The 15,456-nt window shown below is 72.1% G+C and carries 14 protein-coding genes and 1 tRNA gene; 4 read left to right on the top strand and 11 right to left on the bottom strand.

Going from position 1 to position 15,456, the window contains the following annotated elements:
• Positions 1–22: 22 nt before the first annotated feature.
• Both ACFWI8_RS23370 and ACFWI8_RS23365 read right to left on the bottom strand, forming a co-directional pair.
• Complete coding sequence (locus ACFWI8_RS23370; protein WP_387094798.1) at positions 23–1,189, bottom strand: branched-chain amino acid ABC transporter substrate-binding protein; 1,167 nt, start codon at positions 1,187–1,189, stop codon at positions 23–25.
• A gap of 327 nt (positions 1,190–1,516) precedes the next feature.
• The gene (locus ACFWI8_RS23365; RefSeq protein ID WP_311598135.1) at positions 1,517–2,194 is read right to left on the bottom strand and encodes a response regulator; all 678 of its coding nucleotides are present in this window, start codon (positions 2,192–2,194) and stop codon (positions 1,517–1,519) included.
• 93 nt (positions 2,195–2,287) lie between these two features.
• Here ACFWI8_RS23365 and ACFWI8_RS23360 point away from each other — a divergent pair.
• Positions 2,288–2,370, top strand: a tRNA-Leu gene (locus tag ACFWI8_RS23360).
• Positions 2,371–2,424: 54 nt separating this feature from the next.
• Here the strand turns inward: ACFWI8_RS23360 and pyk are convergent.
• From pyk to ACFWI8_RS23340, 4 genes are all read right to left on the bottom strand, one after another.
• Positions 2,425–3,858 (bottom strand): pyruvate kinase, encoded by a 1,434-nt coding sequence (gene pyk, locus ACFWI8_RS23355; RefSeq protein WP_387094796.1) that lies wholly within the window; start codon positions 3,856–3,858, stop codon positions 2,425–2,427.
• Between the two features lie 145 nt (positions 3,859–4,003).
• Positions 4,004–5,407, bottom strand: coding sequence for a SidA/IucD/PvdA family monooxygenase (locus ACFWI8_RS23350; RefSeq protein WP_311598132.1), 1,404 nt, complete (start codon positions 5,405–5,407; stop codon positions 4,004–4,006).
• Positions 5,394–6,923 carry a pyridoxal phosphate-dependent decarboxylase family protein gene (locus ACFWI8_RS23345; protein WP_387094794.1) on the bottom strand — a complete coding sequence of 510 codons (1,530 nt, stop codon included), beginning with the start codon at positions 6,921–6,923 and terminating at the stop codon, positions 5,394–5,396. Before ACFWI8_RS23345 ends, ACFWI8_RS23350 begins: the two co-directional genes overlap by 14 nt.
• A 143-nt stretch (positions 6,924–7,066) precedes the next feature.
• Complete coding sequence (locus ACFWI8_RS23340; RefSeq protein ID WP_311598129.1) at positions 7,067–7,450, bottom strand: helix-turn-helix domain-containing protein; 384 nt, start codon at positions 7,448–7,450, stop codon at positions 7,067–7,069.
• Between the two features lie 66 nt (positions 7,451–7,516).
• On the opposite strand from ACFWI8_RS23340, the gene ACFWI8_RS23335 reads away from it, so the two are divergent.
• Complete coding sequence (locus tag ACFWI8_RS23335; protein WP_387094792.1) at positions 7,517–8,164, top strand: NAD(P)-dependent oxidoreductase; 648 nt, start codon at positions 7,517–7,519, stop codon at positions 8,162–8,164.
• Here ACFWI8_RS23335 and pepN read toward each other — a convergent pair.
• Positions 8,161–10,665, bottom strand: coding sequence for an aminopeptidase N (gene pepN / locus ACFWI8_RS23330; RefSeq protein ID WP_387094790.1), 2,505 nt, complete (start codon positions 10,663–10,665; stop codon positions 8,161–8,163). The genes ACFWI8_RS23335 and pepN overlap by 4 nt on opposite strands.
• Positions 10,666–10,856: 191 nt before the next feature.
• Between pepN and ACFWI8_RS23325 the strand changes: the two genes are divergently transcribed.
• Complete coding sequence (locus ACFWI8_RS23325; RefSeq protein ID WP_387094788.1) at positions 10,857–11,066, top strand: hypothetical protein; 210 nt, start codon at positions 10,857–10,859, stop codon at positions 11,064–11,066.
• Between the two features lie 42 nt (positions 11,067–11,108).
• Here the strand turns inward: ACFWI8_RS23325 and ACFWI8_RS23320 are convergent, their stop codons facing one another.
• Entirely contained in the window at positions 11,109–11,447 is a 339-nt protein-coding gene (locus ACFWI8_RS23320) for a chorismate mutase (RefSeq protein ID WP_311598122.1), read from the bottom strand.
• 22 nt (positions 11,448–11,469) lie between these two features.
• Here ACFWI8_RS23320 and ACFWI8_RS23315 point away from each other — a divergent pair, with 22 nt between their 5' ends.
• Positions 11,470–11,853 (top strand): VOC family protein, encoded by a 384-nt coding sequence (locus tag ACFWI8_RS23315; RefSeq protein ID WP_311598121.1) that lies wholly within the window; start codon positions 11,470–11,472, stop codon positions 11,851–11,853.
• Positions 11,854–11,863: 10 nt separating this feature from the next.
• Here ACFWI8_RS23315 and ACFWI8_RS23310 read toward each other — a convergent pair whose 3' ends face one another.
• Genes ACFWI8_RS23310 through ACFWI8_RS23300 form a run of 3 tightly spaced genes read right to left on the bottom strand, consistent with a single transcriptional unit; the run spans position 11,864 to position 14,980 of the window.
• Positions 11,864–12,688, bottom strand: a complete 825-nt coding sequence (locus tag ACFWI8_RS23310; RefSeq protein WP_387094785.1) for a carbohydrate ABC transporter permease — start codon at positions 12,686–12,688, stop codon at positions 11,864–11,866.
• Positions 12,685–13,674: a carbohydrate ABC transporter permease gene (locus tag ACFWI8_RS23305; protein ID WP_387094783.1), complete on the bottom strand. Its 990-nt coding sequence runs from the start codon at positions 13,672–13,674 to the stop codon at positions 12,685–12,687. The genes ACFWI8_RS23310 and ACFWI8_RS23305 overlap by 4 nt, the downstream gene beginning before the upstream one ends.
• Positions 13,664–14,980 carry an extracellular solute-binding protein gene (locus tag ACFWI8_RS23300; RefSeq protein ID WP_387094782.1) on the bottom strand — a complete coding sequence of 439 codons (1,317 nt, stop codon included), beginning with the start codon at positions 14,978–14,980 and terminating at the stop codon, positions 13,664–13,666. The genes ACFWI8_RS23305 and ACFWI8_RS23300 overlap by 11 nt, the downstream gene beginning before the upstream one ends.
• Positions 14,981–15,456 lie beyond the last annotated feature (476 nt).

The following is a 15,456-nucleotide window of genomic DNA, read 5'->3' as shown; positions in this document are numbered from 1 at the left end:
GCCCCACCGGCCCGGGCGGCCGCTAGCCGCCCACCAGCTCCTCGACGGCGCCGACGTAGCCGATCGCGTCGCCCTCGACCTGGTACAGGTAGATCGCCTGCTGGGTGAACTCACCGTTCTCGTCGAACGAGAAGGTCTTGGTCAGTCCCTCGTACTCCGCGCCGGCCAGCGCCTCGTACAGCGCCTGCCGGTCCACCGAGCCCTGGGCGCTCAGCGCCGCGATCTGCTCGATGATCATGTTCGCCGCGTCGTACGACTCGGCGGAGTACGTGCCGGGGGCCACGCCGAACTCGGCCTCGTAGCGCTCGGCGAACGACTGGGTGGCCTCCTCCTGGGTGGCGTCCGTGCAGGGGCAGGTCAGGTAGAAGCCGTCCACCGCGCCCCCGGCCAGGTTGATCAGCTCGTCGTCGTTCGAGCCGTCGCCCGACATCACGATGCCCTCGTAGCCCGCCTCGTTCAGTCGGGTCGCGAACGGCGCCAGCGCCTCGTAGTACCCCGCGTAGATCAGCGCGTCGGCACCGGACTCCACCACCGAACGGGCGGCGTTGCCGTAGTCGACCGTGTCCGCCGGCACGCTCTCCCGGGTCACCGAGAGGCCGGCGGCGCCCAGGTCGGCCTCCGCGACGTCGGCGAGGCCCTCACCGTACGGGGTCACGTCATCGATCACGACCACGTTGTCCACGCCGTCCGTGCCGGCCAGGAACTCGGCCATCGCCGCGCCCTGGGCGTTGTCGTTCGGCACCGCGCGCAGGAACGTCGGGAAGCCCTGCTCGGTCAGCGTCGGGTTGGTCGCCGACGTGGACACGGCGGCCAGGCCGGCCTGCCCGTAGAGCGGCGCCGAGACGTTGGTCGGGCCGGAGAACGCGGGACCGACGACCGCGACCACGTCGCTGTCGTCGATCGCGCTCTGGGCGGCCGTGGTGGCCTGCGTCTCGGAGCCCTGGTCGTCGGCCGCGAAGTACTCCAGTTCGAAGTCGTAGTCGCCCGACTCATTCGCCTCGTTGATCGCGAGTTGAACGCCGTTCTGCATATTCTCGCCGAGGCCCACGTTCTGCCCGGAGAGCGGACCCTGGTAAGCGATCTTGTAGGTCGTTCCGTCGCCGTCACCACTGTCGCCGCCACAGGCGGTGAGCACGAGCGCGCCGGCCACCACGGGTATCGCGAGCCGCGCGATGGATTTGTTGAGCACTTCCAAAACCCCCTGGAGCGAGCCAGACGTGTGTCGTCACCGCACAGCTCCCATGCGCAAGGCACACCGGTGCGGCGTGCAGCGGAATCTATTGCCCCGTGTGCTGCGCGAACACACCACAGCGACAGATGTGATCGCCTCGTGACCTCTGGCACATGCCGGAAACAGAACACGCCTCACCGGTCACCGGACGATCCATCCAAGATCCACTCATCCCGGACCGAGTGTTCCCTCCCGCAAAAGAGCGCGCCCGGGGCAGGGAACCCCGGGCGCGCTCTGACCCGTAATGTGGTGAATTAACAGGCAGTTAACTCATGGCCGAAACCACTACTTCTGCTGCTGCTTCTGCCGCTTCTCCTCGGCGTCCTGAATGACCGCCTCGGCCACCTGGTGCATGGAGAGCCTGCGGTCCATCGAGGTCTTCTGGATCCACCGGAACGCGGCCGGCTCGGTGAGGCCGTACTGCGTCTGCAGCACGCTCTTCGCCCGGTCGACCAGCTTGCGGGTCTCGAGCCGCTGCGCGAGGTCGGCGACCTCCTTGGAGAGGCTCCTGAGCTCGTTGAACCGCGAGACGGCGATCTCGATCGCCGGCACCACGTCGCTCTTGCTGAACGGCTTCACCAGGTAGGCCATGGCCCCCGCGTCCCGCGCCCGCTCGACCAGGTCCCGCTGCGAGAACGCGGTCAGCATCAGCACCGGCGCGATGGACTCGGAGGCGATCTTCTCGGCGGCCGAGATGCCGTCCATGACCGGCATCTTCACGTCGAGGATCACCAGGTCGGGCGTGAGCTCGCGGGCCAGCTCCACGGCCCGCTCACCGTCCCCCGCCTCGCCGACGACGGTGTACCCCTCCTCCTCCAGCATCTCCTTGAGATCGAGCCGGATGAGGGCCTCGTCCTCGGCGATGACGACGCGGGTGGTGTTCGGCGGGACATGAGCGGTGTCCGCCTCGGTGGTGGCCTGGGCCGGAGTGGTGGGCTCGTCGGGGACGTCGGGGGTGCTCACGATGCTCCTCGTTTCCTGCCTGATGGGGCACTCACGAGAGTACCCATTCGTCACCGCGGCGGCTGAGCCGATACACTCGCCGAGCGCTCCCCCGCCGGGTTGGTGGAACGGCATACACGGAGGTCTCAAACACCTCTGCCCGAAAGGGCTTGCGGGTTCGAATCCCGCACCCGGCACCCCTCCCGCCCCGCACCCGCCCGGGAAACCCCCCGGCCCCGCCCCCTCGCGCCTCAGCGCGGTGAGTCGTCCTCACCCACGTGGTGGACCCGCACCAGGTTGGTCGTGCCCGGGGTGGCGGGCGGCGAGCCCGCCGTCATCACCACGATCTCGCCCTTCCGGCAGCGGCCGCTGTTCAGCAGCCGCTCGTCCATCTGCCCGACCATCTCGTCGGTGGTCTGCACGGTGGGCACCAGATGGGTCTCCACGCCCCAGGTCAGGGTGAGTTGGGCGTAGGTGGCGGGGTCGGGGGTGAAGGCGACCACGGGGATCGGCGAGCGGTAGCGGGCCAGCCGGCGGGCCGTGTCGCCGCTCTGGGTGAACGCGACCAGCAGCTTGGCGTCGAGGAAGTCGCCCACCTCGGCGGCGGCCCGGGCCACGGCGCCGCCCTGGGTCCTCGGCTTGGTCGACTCGGTCAGCGGCGGCAGCCCGCGGGAGAGCATCTCGTCCTCGGCGGCGGCCACGATGCGGCTCATGGTGCGGACGGTCTCGACCGGATAGCGGCCGACGCTGGTCTCGCCCGAGAGCATCACCGCGTCGGTGCCGTCCATGACGGCGTTGGCCACGTCCGACGCCTCGGCGCGGGTGGGCCGGGAGGACTCGATCATCGAGTCGAGCATCTGGGTGGCCACGATGACCGGCTTGGCGTTGCGCCGGGCCAGCGCGACGGCTCGCTTCTGGACCAACGGCACGGACTCCAGGGGCACTTCGACCCCCAGGTCGCCGCGGGCCACCATGATCCCGTCGAAGGCGTCGACGATGTCCCGCAGGTTCTCCTCGGCCTGCGGCTTCTCGATCTTGGCGATGACGGGCAGGAAGCGGCCCTCCTCGGCCATCACCCGGTGCACGTCCTTGATGTCGTCACCGGAGCGCACGAAGGAGAGGGCGATGACGTCCACGCCGGTGCGCAGCGCCCAGCGCAGGTCCTCGACGTCCTTGCCCGAGAGGGCAGGGACGGAGACCGCGACGCCCGGGAGGTTGAGGCCCTTGTGGTCCGAGACCAGGCCCCCCTCGACGACGACGGTGCGCACCTCGGGCCCCTCGACGGCGGACACCTCGAGCGCGACCCGACCGTCGTCGACGAGAATGCGCTCGCCGACCGAGACGTCTGCGGCGAGGCCCGGATAGGTGGTGCCGCAGCGGTTGTGGTCGCCGGCCACGTCCTCGGTGGTGATGGTGAATTCGTCGCCGGTCTCCAGGAGGACGGGACCTTCCCCGAAGCTGCCGAGCCGGATCTTGGGCCCCTGGAGATCCGCGAGAATTCCGACGCTACGCCCCATTTCCTCTGCGGCCCGGCGGACCCGCTGGTAGCGCAGCTCGTGCTCGCGGTGGGCGCCATGGCTGAGGTTGAGCCGCGCCACGTCCATTCCGGCTTCGACGAGCGCCACGATGCGCTCATATGAGTCGGTAGCTGGCCCAAGTGTGCAAACGATTTTTGCTCGGCGCATAGGCCAACTGTAGGAGTTACCAGCGAGTAGCGGGCTATGCGAAAGTGACCACACGACGGCCATATTTTAAAGAGGAGACCCACAACTCACAGAATGAGCATGGGTCCGCTCTTTTGAGCTCCGCTTTATGGGTAACTCATCTCGCCTAACGAAAAGGAGAGTGCCCCCTCCCCCGGGTCGCAAACTCCGGGGTGCGCCGGCGCACGGTGTCCGCGCGCAACCCGAAGGTGGTGAACGCTGCCCGTTCGGGCAACGAGTAGCAGCGCTCGCCGGTCAGCGCGTTCAGGATGACGGCGCTGCGGTGGGCCAGCAGCCCCAGATCGGGCGCGCCGACGCCGTGCGTGTGCCGCTCGGCGTTCAGCACGAAGATCGAGCCGGTGACGGCCGGGTCCAGGTCGAGCCGGTAGTCGGGGTGGATCCGGGGCCGGCCCGCCGCGTCCCGCCGGAGCGCCTGGTCGAGGGCGGGCAGCAGCGGGTCGAGCGACCGCTCGCGGTAGCCGGTGGCCAACACCAGGGCGCCGGTGGTGAGCCGGGAGCGCTCGCCCTGCTCCTCGTGCTCCAGGTGCAGTTCGATCCCGGTGGTGCCGAGGCGCCCCGCCGTCCGGACGCTGACGCCGGGGACGAGCACGGCGTCCGGCCAGGCCCCGTGCACCGAGCGGCGGTAGAGCTCGTCGTGGATGGCGGCGAGCGTCTCGTGGTCGATCGCCTTGTGCAACTGCCACTGCCGGCGCACCAGTTCGTCCCGGGTGGACTCCGGCAGCCCGTAGAAGTAGCGGGCGTAGTCGGGCGTGAAGTGTTCGAGCCCGAGCCTGCTGTACTCCATCGGCGCGAACGCCGGCGTGCGGCTGAGCCAGTGCAGCCGCTCGTGCCCCTCGGGGCGGCGGCGCAGCAGGTCGAGGAAGATCTCGGCCCCCGACTGCCCCGAGCCGACGACGGTGACGTGGTCGGCGGCGAGCAGCCGGTCGCGGTGGTCGAGGTAGTCGGCCGAGTGGATCACCGGGATGGTGGTGGTCTCGGCGAGCGGCCGCAGCGGCTTGGGGATGTGCGGGGCCGTGCCGATGCCGATGGCGATGTTGCGGGCGTGGGCCCGGCCGACGGCCTCGGCCTCGCCCTGCGGGCCGAGGCGGGTGAAGTCCAGGTCGAAGACGGCGTTCTCCGCGTTCCACCGGATGGCGTCGACCTGGTGACTGAAGTTCAGCCCGGGCAACTGGCGGGAGACCCAGCGGCAGTAGGCGTCGTACTCGGCGCGGTGGCTGTGGAAGCGCTCGGCGAAGTAGAAGGGGTAGAGGCGCTGTTGGTGCCGCAGGTAGTTGAGGAAGCTCCACGGGTTGGTGGGGTCGGCGAGGGTCACCAGGTCGGCGAGGAAGGGGACTTGGAGGGTGGTGCCCTCGATCAGCAGTCCGGGGTGCCACTGGAAGTCGGGGCGCCGCTCGTACCAGGCGCAGCGGAGCCCGGGGATCGGGTAGCTCAGTGCGGCCAGCGACAGGTTGGCGGGGCCGACGCCGATGCCCGCGAGGTCCAGCGGGGCTTCGATCTCATTGGTGGTCATCGCCGGGGTCTCTCTGGGTCGTGACATCGGTGCCGGGTGCGCCGTCCGAGCCGTCATGCTGGTCGAGGACGAGCTTGATCAGCGCGGCGAGGTCGCTGTGGTGGACGTGGGGGTTGAGCAGGGTCGCCTTGAGCCAGAGGGCCGGGGCGCCGCCGCCGGGGCGGCGGACGGTGGCGCGGCCGAGCACGGCGCGCCCGTCGACCAGCAGCCGGCGCCGGACGGCCGCGACCTGGGCGTCGGTGGCGCCGGCGGGGCGGAACAGCACGGTGCTGATGGTCGGTCGGGAGTGCAGTTCGAGCCCGGGTTCGGCGGCGACCAGGGTGGCGAGGTCGGCGGCCGCGGCGCAGACGCGGTCGACGAGGGCGGCCAGGCCCGTGCGGCCGAGGGCGCGTAACGTCACCGCGATCTTGAGGACGTCGGGTCGGCGGGTGGTGCGCGGGGAGCGGCCGAGGAGGTCGGGCAGCCCGGCCTCGGTGTCGTCCTCGGCGTTGAGGTAGTCGGCGCGCTGGCCGAGCGGGGCGAGGGCGGCCGCGTCGGGCACGGTCAACACCCCCGCGGCGACGGGCTGCCAGCCGAGCTTGTGCAGGTCGAGGCCGACGGTGTCGGCGCGGTCGAGGCCGGCCAGCCGGTGCCGGTGGGTGGGGCTGAGGAGCAGCGGGCCGCCGTAGGCCGCGTCGACGTGCAGGCCGACGGGCCGTCCGCCGTGCCGCGCGGCGGCGACGGCGTCGGCGAGCGCGGGCAGCGGGTCGATGGCGCCGCTGTCGGTGGTCCCCGCGGTGGCCACGACCAGCGCGGGCGCGGGGCCGGTGGGGACGCACGCCAGGGCGTCGAGCCCGAGCAGCGCCTCCCGCACGACGGCCGGGTCGAGGACGCCGGCGGGGGTGGGCAGCACGTGGGGGGCGGGCAGGCCGAGCAGCCAGGCGGCCCGGTGCACGCTGTGATGGGCGTTGGCCCCGCAGATCACCCGGAGCGGGCGGTCGGCGGTCCCGGCGAGGTGTTCCCTGGCCAGCAGGGTGCCGAGGAGGTTGGACTCGGTGCCGCCGGTGGTGATCAGGGCGTGCGGCTCGGGTCCTGTGGGGTGGACGAGGGCGGCGAGCTCGCGGCTGATCCGGTCCTCGAGCTCGGAGGCGGCCGGCGCCTGGTCCCAGGAGTCCAGGGACGGGTTGAGGGCGCTGGCTGCCAGGTCGGCGGCGACGGCCACGGCCAGCGGTGGGCAGTGCAGGTGCGCGGCGCAGTGCGGGTCGGCCGGATCAGCGGCGCCCTCGGCCAGGGCGCGCACCAGTTGGTGGAGCGCGGGGCCGACGCCGGCGCCGTGGGCGGGGAGCGCCGGCCCGGGGGCCGCCTCGGCGAGCCGGTCACGCACGCGCCCCGGGCCGCCGGCCGGCAGCGGACCGCAGCGTGCGGCGGCGCCCTCGGCGAGCGCGCCGAGCACGGTGTCCAGCAGGGGACGGAGGGCACGCGGGCCCGAGGTGCCGCCCGCGAGCAGGCTGGGGTCGTGCGCTGGCAGCGCGAGCATGGGCTGACCTCTTCCGATGGGGCGTGGCGGTGCCGCACGCCGGGACAACGGCCACAAGCTACGCCGCGCCCGCGCGGTAGGTGCCCGGCTTTCCCCGCGTTCCCCCGAAGGAGGGACAGGGCCGGATCCGCGCCGCCGCCCGGTTACCGGGCCGTGGCCTCGGCGTGCTCGGCGTCGTAGGCCTCGCGGGCGTCGAGGAGCTCGTCCCAGTGCCGCGCCGTCCAGTCGCAGACGGTGGCGTAGAGCTCCATCAGGCTGTGGCCGAGCGGGGTGAGCCGGTACTCGACGCGGGGCGGGGACTGTTCGACGGTGCGGGTGATCATCCCGTCGCGTTCGAGGGCGCGCAGCGACCTGGTGAGGACCCGCGGCGTGACGCGGGCGAGGGGGACGCGGAGTTCCGAGTAGCGGCGGGGTCCGGTCCTGAGGCAGGCGAGGACGAGGCCGGCCCATTTGTCGCCGAAGCGGATCGGTACCAGGCCGGACGGGCACAGCTCCTCGAACATGTCGGGTGGCAGCGGTTCCCTCATGCGGTCACGGTAACCGGGCGGCCGGTATCCCGGGAGATACCGGGGTGGGCGCTACGGTCCGGCGCCATGACTGAGTTGGTGGTTTTCGGGGCCGGCGGCAGGGCCGGCCGGCGGACGGTCGACGAGGCGCGGCGGCGTGGCCTCGGGGTGACCGCGGTGGTGCGGGATCCGGCGGCGCATCCGGGGCTCGCGGCCGATGGGGTGCGCGTGGCGGCGGGGGACGTCACGGACGCGGCGCGGGTGGCCGAACTGGTGGCCGGGCACCAGGCCGTGGTGTCGGCGGCGGCCGCCTACGGTCCAGGCAGCGATCCGGACGCGTTCTTCCCGGACTCGACGCGGGCGCTGCTCGGGGCGGTGCGGTCGGCCGGGGCGCGGCGGCTGCTGGTGGTGGGTCTCGGCGCGCTGCTGCCGGACGCCGCGGGCCGGCCGTTGCTGGAGTCGCCGGCGATCCCGGCCGAGGCACTGCCGTTCTGCCGGGCGCACGGCGCCGGTCTCGAGATCCTGCGGACCGAGGGCGGGGACGTCGACTGGCTGTATCTGAGCCCTTCCGGTCTGTTCGACGAGGAGGGCGGGCGGACCGGTCGTTACCGGGTCGCCGACCACGGCGGCGATCTGGCGGACCGGATCAGCTACCAGGACCTGGCGGTGGCGCTGCTCGACGAGATCGCCGAGCCGCGCCACCACCGGATCCATCTCGCGGTGACGGCCGGCTAGCCGGCGGCGCGCACGGCCAACGCCCGCCGAAGGTCGTCAAGTTGGTCGGCGAGGGCACGGCGCAGGGCGGGCGTGGGCCCGCCCTCGCGCAGGGCCTGCTCGCCGAGGGTGAGGGTGCGCTCGTCGACGATCCTGGGGAACGCGTTCCGGCCGGCGGCCACCGCGAGGGAGTGGCCGCGGCGCTCGGCGAGCGCGATGGCCGCCGGGAAGTAGCGCTCGACGTGGTCGCTGAGGAGCGCCCGCTGTTCCGGCTGCCAGAAGCCCTGGGCCGTGGCGACGAACAGGTAGTTGGAGAGGCGGTCCGCGGGGTCGAACATGGCCTCCCAGGCAGCGGCCTTGGCGGCCGGTTCCGGGAGGGCGGCGCGGCAGCGGGCGGCGCCCTCCTCGCCGGTGGCGCTGGGGTCGCGCCGGGCCTCCGCGGCGATCTCCGCCTCGTCGGTGGCGCCGAGCACGGCGAGCCGGTGCAGCAGCTGCCAGCGCAGCTCCGGGTCAAGCCCGGGGCCGCCGGGGACGGTGCCCGCCGCCCACCAGCGGCGGAGGGTGTCGGGCGCGGTGGCGGCGCCGATGAGGGTGCGGACCGCGATCAGCCGGCGGGCCGGGTCGCCGCCGTCGGCGGTGCGCTCCAGGATGTCCTCGGCCAGCTCGGTGAGGGTGCCCAGGGCCGCGGCCCGGCGGTCGTCGGGCAGGTACTGGTCGGCGACCCGCCCCCTGGCGAAGTCGAGCACGCCCTGGAGCAGGGCGGTCGACGTCTCGCCCGGGAGGTGGCCGCGGGCGGCCTCCAGGTAGGCGCCGGGGTCGAGTTCGCCGTCCCTGACCATGTCGCGGGCCGCGTTCCACACCACGCTGCGGCTGAGCGGTTCCGGGAGCGAGCCGAGCGCGCGCCGGGCGGTGGCCCAGGAGTCGGGGTCGAGCCTGACCTTGGCGTAGGTGAGGTCGCCGTCGTTGACGATCAGCAGGTCGGGGCGGCGTCCCGGCTGCTCGTGGACGGTGGTGCCGTCGGCGGCGGGCAGCTCGATCTCGACGGCCGGTTCCCGCGCGGTGAGGCGCCGCTCGCCGGCGGCGTCGTAGGCGCCGAGGCGGAGCCGGTGGGGGCGGCCGCCGGTGTGGTGGACGGCGACCCGCCAGGCCTCGTCGGTGACGGTGACCTCGGGCGTGAGGGTGTCGGGTCCTGTGGTGCGCAGCCAGGCGTCGGCCCACTGGTGGACGGGGCGGCCCGATGCCTCGGCCATGGCGTCGATGAAGTCGGCGAGGGTGGCGTTGCCGAAGCGGTGGCGGGCGAAGTGGAGGTTGATGCCGGCGAGGAAGGCCTCGTCGCCGAGCCAGGTGACGAGCTGGCGGAGGGCGGAGGCGCCCTTGGCGTAGGAGATGCCGTCGAAGTTGGTCCAGGCCGAGGCGGTGTCGGGCACGGCGTCCGGCTCGGGCGCGACGGGGTGGGTGGAGGGGCGTTGGTCGGCGTCGTAGCCCCAGCTCTTGCGGGTGACGGCGAACTCGGTCCAGGGCCGTAGCGCGGTGGCCTCGGTGAGGATCTGGTAGCCCATGAACTCGGCGAAGGACTCGTTGAGCCAGGTGTCGTCCCACCAGCGGAGAGTGACGAGGTCGCCGAACCACATGTGGGCCATCTCGTGGGCGATGACCACACCGCGGACCTCGCGCTGGGTGTCGGTGACGGCGGAGCGGAAGACGTACTCGTCCCGGAGGGTGACGAGACCGGGGTTCTCCATGGCGCCGGCGTTGAACTCGGGGACGAACGCCTGGTCGTAGGAGTCGAACGGGTAGGGCTCGTCGAAGACCTGGTGGTAGCGGTCGAAGCAGCGGCGGGTGATGTCGAGGATCTCCTCGGCGTCCTTGTCCAGGTGGGGGGCGAGGGAGCGCCGGACGTGGAGGCCGAAGGGCAGGCCGGCGTGCTCGGTGCGGACGGAGTGGTAGGGGCCGGCGGCGACGGCCATGAAGTAGGTGGCGATGGGCGGGGTGGTGGCGCAGCGCCACCGGCCCGGGCTCTCCTCGGTGGCGATGCCGTTGCCCAGCACGGTCCAGCCGCCGGGCGCGGTGACGGTGACGTCGAAGACGGCCTTGAGGTCGGGCTGGTCGAAGGCGGCGAAGACCAGCGGCCCCTCGGTCATGCAGCACATGCTGTACAGGTAGGTCAGGCCGTCCTCCGGGTCGGTGAAGCGGTGGACGCCCTCGCCGGTGCGGGAGTAGGGCATGTCGGCCTCGACCCGCAGCTCGTGCTCGCCGGCGGTGAGGCCGGTCAGCGGCAGCCGGCCGTCGGCCAGGGCGGCCGGGTCGAGCGGCCGGCCGTCGAGGGTGACGCGACGCAGCGTGGTGGGCCGCAGCTCGACGAAGGTGTCGCCCGCGTGGCGCGTGGTGAAGCGGATGACGGTGGTCGAGGGGAACGTGTCCGCGCCGTCGGCGGCCTGCCTGAAGTCGAGGTCGACGGTGTAGCGGTGCACGTCGAGGAGCGCGGCGCGATCTTCTGCTTCGGTACGGGTGAGTGAGGCCATGGTGGTCATGCTGCCCCACCCGCCCCGGCGGTCGCAGTGGCTTTACGGGCGGCCGTGCGCGGCCGCGAAGTCGTCGGTGCCCTCGCCGCCGGGATCGCTTCGACGGCATCGGGACGATTGCGGCCGGATGTGGGCTCCCCCACCCGGCCGTCGACCGTTACGGTGCCTTCACCTGAGCGAGGGAGATGTGCGTGAAGCGTGTGATGGCCGGCGTCCTGTTGGCGGGCGCCCTGATGTGGACCGGCTTTTCCGGGACTTCCTCCGAGCCGACCGCCGGGTCGGAGGAGGTCACCCCGTCGGACGAGGGGCAGGCGTACTGCGGTGGCAATCCGTCGCCGCCGGCGACGTGCGCGCCGACGGAGCTGACGATCGTGCCGGCAGACGCCGGCCGACAGCAGTAGCTCCGGTCGAGCGGCCGAGCCGGCCGGCCTGCCCGTAAGGCATCAGGTCGGCTCGGGGTCGCCGCTGTTCACGTGCTCGTTGGCGATCGTCTCGTGGTGCCTGATGACCTCGGCGATGATGAAGTTCAACAGCTTCTCGGCGAAGGCCGGATCGAGCTTGGCGCTCTCCGCCAGCTGGCGGAGGCGGGCGATCTGCCGGGCCTCGCGCGCCGGGTCGGCGGCCGGGAGGTTGTGCTCGGCCTTGAGACGGCCGACGCGCTGGGTGCACTTGAAGCGCTCGGCGAGCATGTGGACCACGGCGGCGTCGATGTTGTCGATGCTGTCGCGCAGCGCGGTCAGCTCCGCGCGGACGCTCTCGTCGAGCTGGGTGCTGCTGTTCATGCGTCCACCCTATGCTGCGAGCATGATCGCGACTCTGCAGTCCACGGTGATCGACTGTCCCGACCCGGCGGCGCTTGCCCGCTTCTACCGGGAGATCCTCGGTGGGGAGGTGGACGACTCGGACCAGGACTGGGTGTGGCTGACGCCGCCCACGGGCGCCAGGTTCGCCTTCCAGAAGGTGTACGGCGAGTACCGGCCGCCGCGCTGGCCGGACCCCGACCATCCGCAGCAGTTCCACCTGGACTTCGACGTCCCGAGGATCGAGGACATGGCCGAGGCGCAGGAGCGGGTCCTGGCGCTGGGCGCGACGCTGCTGCACGACAGCGGCGGGGAGCGGAGCGGCTTCCGGGTGTACGCGGACCCGGCGGGCAAGCCGTTCTGCCTGTGTTACGGGCAGAACGGCTGAGCCACGGCGGTCAGCGGATGGCGCCGGCGGCCAGTCCGCCGGCGAGCCGCCGCTGCACGAGGACGAAGAACACCAGCACGGGCAGCGTGATGAGTGTGGAACCGGCCATCACCGCGCCCCAGTCGGTGCTGTACTGGCCGAAGAAGCGGTGCAGCCCGACGGCGGCGGTGTAGTTGCCGTCGTCCTGCATGAACGTGAAGGCGAAGACGAACTCGTTCCAGGCGACGATGAAGGCGAAGATGCTGGTGGCGACCAGCCCGGGGGCCACCAGGGGCAGCAGCACGCTGCGGAACATCCGCCACCAGCCGCAGCCGTCCAGGTAGGCGGCCTCCTCGACCTCCCTGGGCACGGTGGCGACGAAGCCGCGCAGCGTCCAGATCGCGAACGGCAGGGAGAACGCCAGGTAGACGATGGTGAGGCCGAGCAGACTGTTGAGCAGGTCGAGGCTGCGCATCTGCAGGAACAGCGGGATGACCAGCGCCTCGAGCGGCACCATCTGCACGACCAGGATCATCACCAGCACCTTGGTGCGCATCCGGAACTGGAAGCGGGCGACGGCGATGGCGGCGAAGAGCGCGAGCGCCCCCGAGAGCAACACCGTGCCGATGCCGACGAGCGCCGAGTTGGCGAGGTAGCGGCCGAACTCGCCGGTGTCCAGGACGTACCGGAAGTGGTCGAGGGTGAACCCGGAGGGCAGCACGGCGGATCCGCGGTGGTCGGCGCCCGGGTCGAAGGCCGAGGAGACCATCCAGTAGACGGGGAAGAGTGTGAAGCCGAGCAGCGCGACGACGGCCACGCCGAGCCCGAGCCGCCCCGCGGTCGACGTGTGGTTCACAGTTCGTCCCTCTCATTGGACAGGGCCCTGACGTACCCCACGGTGATGGCGAGCAGCAGCAGCGTCAGCAGCACGGCGATGGCCGAGCCCATGCCGTACTGGTTGCGGCTGAAGGACTGGATGTAGGACCAGACGCCGAGGTTGAGCACCTCCTGGTTGGAGCCGGCGCCGCCCGGCATCAGATAGATCTGGGCGAAGACCTTGAAGTCCCAGATGGTCGACAGAATGGTGACCACGAGGAAGACCGGCCTGATCGTGGGGACCGTGATGCGCCAGAACCGCTGCCAGGCGTTGGCGCCGTCGACGATGGCGGCCTCGGGCAGCTCCCTGGGGATGGTGAGGAGCGCCGCGAACACGGTGATGGCCACGAAGGGGAAGCCGTGGTGGACGACGTTGAGCGCGGCGATGGCGTAGAAGGACCAGCGGTCGGTGAACCAGTTGGTCTCCCTGGGCTCGATCACGCCGAGGCCGTCGAGGCCGCCGCTGACCACGCCGTTGAGCGGGTCGAAGACCCAGATCCAGACGTAGGTGCCGGTGACCGCGGGCATGGCCCAGGCCATCATGATCACGCTGGAACAGATGACGCGCCAGACGCGGCCGAGGCGTTGCAGCAGCAGCGCGACGAGGGTGCCGACGACGACGGTCAGCACGACGCAGGTCACGGCGAAGAGCACGGTGTTGGGCAGCACCGTGCGCCACAGGAACGAGTCGCCCAGGATCTCGCGGTAGTTGTCGAAGCCGGTGTAGTTGCTCTCGCCGGTGTTGATCTGCCGCAGGCCGTAGTCCTGGAACGAGAGCAGCAGGACCCTGACCAGGGGCCAGAAGAGCAGGACGGCCAGCACGGCGAGCGCGGGCGTGAGGAGCAGCCAGGGACGGAGGGCGCGCGTCCAGGGAGCACGCCTGGCCCCGGAGGCGCGCGGGCCCGCGGGGGCGCCGGCCGGAGCCGGCGCCCGCTCGCGGTCCGATCGGGTGAGCTCAGCCGCCAAAGGTCTGGTCCATGGCCGCCGCGGCGTCGTCCGCCGCCTGCTGAACACTCTTGTCGCCGGAGAGGATGGACTGGAGCATCTGCGGGATCACCTGCTCGCCCTGGATCGCCCCGTACTGCTCGGTCACCGGCACGCTCGCGCCGGCCTCGGCCATCTGCTGGGCGAACGGCGCCACCAGCGGGTCGTCCTCCTGCTGCACGGCCTCCAGCAGGGACTGCTGTCCCGGGAAGTAGCCCGAGGACTCGGCCCACTGGTTGGCGAAATCGCCGGTGCTCATCAACTCGATGAGCTGCCAGGCGAGTTCGGGCTCGTCACTGCTGAAGTCGCCGAGCAGCGAGCCGCCGACGAAGGAGGGGCTGAAGCCGCTGGTCTGCCCGGGGATGGGCACCACGCCGATGCGGTCGGCCCACGAGGCGTCCGCCTCCAGCAGGGTGTTGACGGTCCAGTTGCCGTTGATGATCATGGCGGCCTCGCCGTTCTGGAAGCTCTCCAGCTGGTCCGTCTCCAGCCAGGTGCTGGCCGCGGCCACCGACAGTTCGTCCTCGGTGGCGAGCGACGTGTAGAACTCGATGCCCTCCACGGCCTCCGGGGAGTTGATGGTGGACGCCCACTGCCCGTCCGAGCCCTGCTCGGCGATCTGGCCCCCGGCCCCCCAGATGAAGGCGTCCACGCTGTACTCGCCGCCGCCGATCACGGGGAACGGGATCATGTCCGGCTCCAGCTCCTTGAGCTGGAGCGCCACCTCCCGCAACTCCTCCCAGGTGGTGGGGGGTTGCAGATCGTGCTCGGCGAACACGTCGGCCCGGTACATCAGCGACCTCGTGCCGGCGTACCACGGCATGCCGTAGACGGCGCCGTCCACCGTGGCAGCCTCGGAGAGCGCGGGCACCAGGTCGTCGGCGAGGCCGCTCTCCTCGATGTTGCCGGCGAGGTCGGTGAGCGCCCCCGCGGCGCCGAACTCCGGCGCCCAGGTACTGCCCATTTCCGCCACGTCGGGCAGCTCGCCGCCGGCCATGGCGGTCGTGATGCGGTCGTGGGCATCGGCCCACTGGATGAACTGCACGTCGAGCGTCGCACCGGTCTGCTCGGCGAACGCGGCCTGCAGGTCCGCGACATAGGGCTCGGCGTCGGGGTTGGTCCCCTCCATGATCCACAGCTCGATCGTGGTGCCCTCGCCCGAGCCGTCACCCTCTTCGTCACCACCGCCGCCACAGGCGGTCAGCGCGCCGAGCGACAACGCGGCGACCCCGGCGACCAGACGCCGGCGGCGGGCAAGGGGGGAGGCACCCCCGGGAGTTCGCAACATGACCTGTCCCCTCCTGACGGCGCACACGCTTCGACGACCAGCGAGATCACCGGCCGGCTGAGGGTTGATTGTGACAGCGCGCACTTCACCCGATCCAGGCCCGCGGATCACGGAACGGCACCGTTTGTGGACTGGACCACTGACACGACGGCCGTCACGGGCGGGTCTCTCCCCCCCCCACCCACCCGCCCTTATCCGCGCTCCGCGCGAGGACAGCCCTGCGGGCCGGGGCCGTGCCGGCTTCGCCGCCGGACTGCGGCGCTCCGCGCCGGTGTTTCCCCCACCCACCCGCCCTTTCGCGCTTCGCGCGGGAGCGGGCCGAACCGCGCTGCGCGCGGTGCACGGCCCGCAGGGCCGTGGGCCCGCGGCGGCTGCGCCGCCGGGCCACCCGACCCCCACCGCGCGACGACCCGCCCGGAGGGCGGTGGGTGGGCGCGGCACGGCCGCCAGGCCGGCACGGCCGCCAGGCCGGCACC

Source organism: Streptomyces sp. NPDC127098, assembly GCF_042722465.1.
Taxonomy (GTDB): Bacteria; Actinomycetota; Actinomycetes; order Streptomycetales; family Streptomycetaceae; genus Streptomyces; species Streptomyces millisiae.
Note: the sequence above shows the minus strand (reverse complement) of the source record. Positions and strands in the feature narration are given on the sequence as shown.